Here is a 6,144-nt window from a genome sequence, read left to right as displayed (position 1 = left end):
AGGGTCAGGTGACCGTCGGCTCCGCGCTGCGCCGATCCCGGCTGCCTTGTCCAGGGCCCGCCGGGCGCTGATCCGGCACCGCGAGGCCCGGATTCTCGCCGTCTCCCGGTTTCCGCGGTTCCGGGCCGAAAGACGGGGCCGCCGGAGGATCGGTAGCATAACCGGGCATTATCGTAGGCAATAATCGGGCCTGTTGAAGCGAGGCGGGGCCTGCGGCGGGCGGGACGGCGGGCTCCCCCCGGCCCGCCCCGCCACCGGGCCGGAGCCGCTTCACGACCGGCGCCGCCGGCCGCGAAACCGGCCTAGCCGGTCCCCCTGCGGACCGGGCAGCACGGGCCAGGCGGACAGATCCGGCGGGACCAGCAGGTACCACTGCAGTACAGGTTCGGTGCCGGTTTGGTACCGCCGTGGTACTGCTTTGGTGTGTGATCTCGTCACATCGTGGACACTGGATCTCCGTCACTTCGGGGACGCTGAATCTCAGGGCTTCGTGCACGACTACCAGCGCGCCCCTGCCGCCCTGATCAGCGGTCTATCCGGCGTTGAAGACTGCCGGGACCTCTTCTCGGCGCTGGGCGAACTGCGCCCGGAACTCCGAGTGTTTGCGTTCCCAGTGCTTGGTCGGATTCGTCATCTCCACGCCCTGGATGGCGTAGGAGGCCACATACCGGTCTCGTACCTGCAGTGCGATCATCGGCAGCGGGAAGGAGAACACGACCTCACCGCTGGCAATGTCCGATAAGAGGAATTCGTCGTCGGAGATCGTGCGGTGGAACTCGCGCCCGGCGAAGGTCGTCGGCAGCGACACCTGATATCCCTGATAGTAGACCTGCCGGTTCGCCGGGGTGACTTCCACGATGGACTGGTCTGCAGCCTGCTCCACCACATTCTCGGGCTGGTCGGGGAGCAATTGCCCGGTTTTTGAGATCGTCACGGCGGATCGTCCGAGATCACCTTGGCGCAGGCGGCGTGCCTGCCGATACTCGGAGGCCTTCGCTTCGAGCACCTGAAGCGGGACCGGCTCCGTCGCGGGCGTGTGCTCGAGCAGCTCCCACGCCGTGCCAGGGGTGGCGTGATCGAGCGCCTGATGCGGTCGGCGGTGGTTGTAGTGTTCGCGGAATCTCGTGATCCGTTCCCGCAGCTGCTCGAGCGTGACCGGCCGGTTGGCGTCGAGGAACCGGATCAGGGTCTGGTGGGACCGTTCGTTCTTGCCTTGCGTGGTCGGCCTTCCCGGAAGCCCGCTGATGGGCATGGTGCCCCAAGAGGCGAGGAAGATCTCGACCGATCCGATCGTGCCGGCGCGGAGTTGGTTGAACGCCAGCGAGTTGTCCGACAAGAGCTCTCGTGGTGCGCCATGGGCGTTGATCGCCCGTTCGAGGACCTCCTTGGCGTCGGCGCTGTTCTCGTGACGGACGTGTGCCCACGTCCCGACGTCATACCGGGTCGCATCGTCGAGCACCTGATAGACCGTCACTGCCTGCCCTCCGGCGAGCCGATACTCGAACGCGTCCAGTTGCCACAACGACATCGCCGTGGCGCGCACGAACGGGATGTACGAGGACCTCGGACGCTTCTTCGGCGAGGAGTCGACCTGGCCGACGCTGGACAGCAGTCGGGCGATCGTGGCCACCGACGGGATACGCCCGCCCGGGAAGATGTCTTGGAGTGCGGCCTCGTAGTAGATCGAACGTGGGCCGTAGTCCCAGCCGTCCGTCTTGAGCTGCTTGCGGATTCTCACGAGTTCGTTGACGACCTCGGGACCGTACCTTCTGGCCGGGTGCCTTGGTGCCCGGGACCGAGGGTGCAGCGCTGCTGTCGACTCGCCCGCCGCCCGGCCACGGATCTTGTAGAACACGCTCCGCGAGATCTTCAATGTTCGACAGAACTCGGTCACCGATAACGAGTGGGGTTGCGAGGGGTCGTAGTTGATGATCGTGGCCCGCGTGCGGGGCGGAAGTGAATTCGTCATGCCGTCGACTCTCACCCACCACGGCCGCGACACCTGTCCCCGAAGTAGTGAGACATCGTGTCCACGATGTCATGAGATCGTGTGTCCATGATGTCTTGAGACAAGACATGGTACTGCTTTGGTACTTAGCCTGAGGCACTTCGGCGTTATGGTCCGGGATCTCCGGAACCGGCTGGACCGCCGCCTGAACCGGCACCGGCCCACGACGGAATCGAAGACCCCCTGCACTGATTCCTTCCAGCACCGCTAGCAGCGCATATGAGAGGTGTTCTCCGGCTGCCAAGGCTCTCTGCAACGGCCCAGCGCAACAGGCCCGCGGCCCCCGGGTGCCCGACTGGTGCTGTAACGGCCCGGTTCCTTCCTCTCAAGCACGGTTTTCATGTGTCGGCCCGGCACGACCGAACCGGTGGCAGCACCGCGCCGGTCACCACCACAAACCGTCAGGACGGCAGAAACGGAGCCCGGCAATGGGATACTTCCGTATTGTGAGTCCAGCAATCGCATACCAGGGTGAACCGGGATCCAATTCACACATCGCCTGCAGGGAAGTCTTCCCCGACTGGACTGCTGTTCCGTGCGCCAGCTTCGAAGACGCTTTTGCAGAAGTTACCGACGGGCGTGCCCGGCATGCCATGATCCCCATCGACAACTCGATCGCCGGACGGGTCGCGGACATCCACGCACTGCTGCCCGAAACCCGGCTGAAGATCGTGGGCGAACACTTTCTGCGCATCCGCTTCAACCTGCTCGGCATCCCCGGAACAACCCTGGACCAGGTGAGGGAAGTCCACAGCCACATCCACGCCCTGGGCCAGTGCCGCCGACTCATCCGCCGCCACGGCCTGACCCCGGTCATCGCCGGTGACACCGCCGGCTCCGCGCGCGAAGTCGCCGAGTGGAACAACCCAGCCAAGGCCTCCCTCGCCCCGCCACTGGCCGCGGACATGTACGGACTGGAGGTACTGGCCGCAGATGCCGAGGACGATCCCACAAACACCACCCGGTTCGTCATCCTGGCCGACAGCCAGTCCTACCCGCCCCGGACCCACCTGCCGGAACGGGTCATCACCAGCTTCGTCTTCCAGGTCCGCAACATCCCCTCCGCCCTCTACAAGGCCCTGGGCGGATTTGCCACCAACGGCATCAACATGACCCGGCTGGAGAGCTACATGGTCGGCGGGGACTTCGCCGCCACGAAATTCATGGTCGATGTCGAAGGACACCCCGAAGACGCCCCGCTCATGCGGGCCTTCAGCGAACTGGATTTCTTCACCACCGACGTGCGGATCCTCGGCGTCTACGCCGCACACCCCTACAGGACACGCCTGGCCGATCAGAACCCGACCCCGGACAGGCCAGCGGCTCCCCGGCACCCCTCTGCGTATCCCCATATATAAGGAATGCCTGCTCACACACGCCGTCCTCACACAGCAGCCAATGGCCTGGTGCCGATATCCGCGCAGATGACAACCCGGCCCGTGATGATGCCAGCCGCCATGGTCATGGCGCTGGGATGACCGGGAGGTTCCGGGGGAATGAACAGGGCCGCTGAGCGCCGAAGCGCTCAGCCGGACGCCTCCCGGGGGCGCCTAGGGCAGGTCTGCTGGCGCCTGTCCGGCCAGGACCTTCTCCATCGTGTCGAAGAAGCCGTTGTAACCGGCCGCCGTCTGCTCAATCTGCTCGTCGGTGAAGCCGCCGCGGGGCTGGGTCAGGACCATCTCGGTCCCTCCCCCGGCCTCCCTGAGCACCACGGTCACAGGATCAGAGTCCAAGGGGGCGCCCGGATCATCGTTCATGGTCAAGGCCAGGCGCCCGGGCGGATCAACCTGGGTGTATTCACCGGCCCACCGGATCGTGCTGCCCTCGGGCAGGCGCATGAGGGCCTTCCAGGTCCCGCCGACCCGCACATCCATCGACAGTTCCTCGAGCGGAACATCGACCGCTTCGGTGCCGAACCAGACGGAGAAGAGCTCAGGGCTGGTCCACGCCGCATAGACCAGCTCGCGGGGCGCATTGAAGGTGCGTGTAATGGTCAGATCATCGGTCACGGTCACTCTCCTGGGATGCTGCAGGGATCGGGGCGGTTCCGGTTCTGAAGCCTGGTCCGGGTGACCGGGCAGGTCCACAGGCGGGCGGAAATATTCAAGGCTGTCGTCAGGCTGCCATCGCCGGATGCGCCCGGCCGGTTGCCGGCCGGTCGGCCGTGAGGATGCTGAGCCGGCATTCGTTCTGAACGGGGTCGATGTGAAGCGGCAGCCGGTGGGCGGCCGAGCAGGATTCCAGCAGGGCCATGGCCTCCGGTTCAACCGCAGCGGCGCTCATATCAACCGCCAGAGCCAGACCGGGGAGCAGGGAATTGGTCCGCCGGGCCACCGCGCACAGCGCCTGAACACTTCGTCCGGTCACATGGCCGCCGACCTCGATACGGGCCGAAGCACAATCAATGTCCAGACGGACCAGAACACGGATCTTCTCGTTCACGAAACTCTTCCCCCCCATCACCGGCCGCGATGCCGCGGCCGCAAGCCAGCCTAGAACACGGATGTGACCCGCGCAACACTTGGGGGCTGTGTGTCGCAGCGGCGGCGGCTGCCGGTGGAACGGATGCAGGCGGCCGCAGGCCGTGTAATCCTCGGCTCTGCAGGCGGGCGGCCTTCGCTGTTCCGTTCCGGGGCTGCGGGCGGACCGGCCGCCGGCCGGGTGCCCGCCGGCCCGGTGCGTTCGGTAACGGGTGGGGGTATTCCCAGGGCCGGGGCCCGGGCCGTACTCTGGGGCTTCAGCCTCATGCCTCGGGGCCAGGAATCGACGCCCCGGGCTGCAGCGGCTTCGGGGGCACCGTCGGCCGGTTCAGGGAAAGGGACGGACGTGGAAGCCACCAGCAGGGATAAGAGCATTGACAGGGTCCGTGTTGCTGCCGCAGACAGGGAATCGGCGCAGTTCAGGCTCGATCACGCCGACGTGACGCTTCGCGAAGAGATCCTTGACGGGCTGGCGCAGGCTGTTCCCGTCCCCGTTCTGGCTGCGGCCTCGGGTCTGCCGGTCCGGCAGATCCGCAGAATAGGGCGCGTGCGTACCTGAAACGGGACCGGCAGCCGGATGCCCCGCCGCGTGTCAGGGACGCCAGGCCTGCCCGGCTGCCGGCGGGTCCTGCGCTCAGGAGGAGCGGGCCGCTGGTGAGGTGTCGGCAGGATGCGGGACACGGGGGCGGGTGAAGGCCTGTTCGTTGGCCAGGGCCACGCCTGTCAGAACGGTGAGTCCGCCGATGATCTGGGCGGCGGTGAGCGGGTGGCCCAGGAACACGGTGGCGATCGCGGTGAAGACGGTGATGAGGTTCAGGAACACCCCGGCTTTGGCCGGTTCGATCGTGTGCAGGGCCCGGTTCCAGCAGATGTAGGACAGCAGGGACGGGAAGACGGCGATGAACAGCAGCGACCACACCCCGGCCCCTGTATCCGGCGCTTCGATGCCGCGCAGGCCCGCCACGGGGGTCAGGAGCACCACCAGGATGAGCGCCTGGACGGCCGTGGAGGTGATCGGCGGGATCCGCGGGGCCCGGCGGCCGATGATCGTGTAGGCCGTCCAGGCGCTGATGGCGCCGAGCATCAGCGCCTGCCCGGCGCCGAAGCCGCCGCTGAACAGGGCGGCCGGATGACCGTTGCTGAGCACGATGAGCACCCCGGCAAGGGCCAGGATGATGCCCGCGGCGGCGCTGAGCCGTTGGTGCAGGAACACCACCGCCGCCAGGCTGATCAGGGCGGGGTTGAACGCGTTGATCAGGGAGGCGCTGAACGCGTCGGTGAACTGCAGGGCCGCGTACAGCAGGAAGTTGTAACCGGCCAGGCCCAGCCCGCTCAGGGCCAGCAGCCACCGCCAGTGCCGCACCAGCTGCCGCCACCGCGGACGCTCCAGCAGCCAGGCGATCAGCAGCAGCGGCACCAGGGCCAGCAGCCACCGCAGGTAGACCAGGCTGAACGGGCTCATCTGCGCCACGGCGATCCGGCCGACCACGTAGTTGCCGGCCCAGAACAGGGTCGCCGCCACCAGCGAGCCGATCGCAACGAGCAGGGATCTGCGGGACATCTACTCTCCATCTCCAATAGGTGAGCGGGCAACAGGGACGGGGCCGGGCAGGCCGCCTCAGCGGGCCGCGGCAGACCCGGGCCCGGTTGCCGGAA

6 protein-coding genes are annotated in these 6,144 nt (G+C 66.9%); 2 read left to right on the top strand and 4 right to left on the bottom strand.

Features of this window, described 5'->3' with window-relative positions; genetic code table 11:
* Positions 1-532: 532 nt before the first annotated feature.
* Positions 533-1,969: an integrase core domain-containing protein gene (locus tag AC5RWU_RS16375; protein ID WP_494002554.1), complete on the bottom strand. Its 1,437-nt coding sequence runs from the start codon at positions 1,967-1,969 to the stop codon at positions 533-535.
* Between the two features lie 485 nt (positions 1,970-2,454).
* On the opposite strand from AC5RWU_RS16375, the gene AC5RWU_RS16370 reads away from it, so the two are divergent.
* Complete coding sequence (locus tag AC5RWU_RS16370; RefSeq protein WP_494002555.1) at positions 2,455-3,366, top strand: prephenate dehydratase; 912 nt, start codon at positions 2,455-2,457, stop codon at positions 3,364-3,366.
* Between the two features lie 192 nt (positions 3,367-3,558).
* On the opposite strand, the gene AC5RWU_RS16365 is transcribed toward AC5RWU_RS16370, so the two are convergent.
* Positions 3,559-4,017, bottom strand: a complete 459-nt coding sequence (locus AC5RWU_RS16365) for an SRPBCC family protein (RefSeq protein ID WP_494032021.1) — start codon at positions 4,015-4,017, stop codon at positions 3,559-3,561.
* Positions 4,018-4,123: 106 nt separating this feature from the next.
* Positions 4,124-4,450, bottom strand: a complete 327-nt coding sequence (locus tag AC5RWU_RS16360) for a hypothetical protein (RefSeq protein ID WP_494032022.1) — start codon at positions 4,448-4,450, stop codon at positions 4,124-4,126.
* A 384-nt stretch (positions 4,451-4,834) separates the two neighbouring features.
* Between AC5RWU_RS16360 and AC5RWU_RS16355 the strand changes: the two genes are divergently transcribed.
* Positions 4,835-5,047 (top strand): hypothetical protein, encoded by a 213-nt coding sequence (locus tag AC5RWU_RS16355; RefSeq protein WP_494037070.1) that lies wholly within the window; start codon positions 4,835-4,837, stop codon positions 5,045-5,047.
* A gap of 75 nt (positions 5,048-5,122) precedes the next feature.
* Here the strand turns inward: AC5RWU_RS16355 and AC5RWU_RS16350 are convergent, their stop codons facing one another.
* Positions 5,123-6,049 (bottom strand): DMT family transporter, encoded by a 927-nt coding sequence (locus AC5RWU_RS16350; protein WP_494032024.1) that lies wholly within the window; start codon positions 6,047-6,049, stop codon positions 5,123-5,125.
* Positions 6,050-6,144 lie beyond the last annotated feature (95 nt).

It is taken from the genome of Arthrobacter sp. B0427-1-12 (genome assembly GCF_059092905.1).
This window is presented reverse-complemented; position numbering and strand designations above follow the sequence as displayed.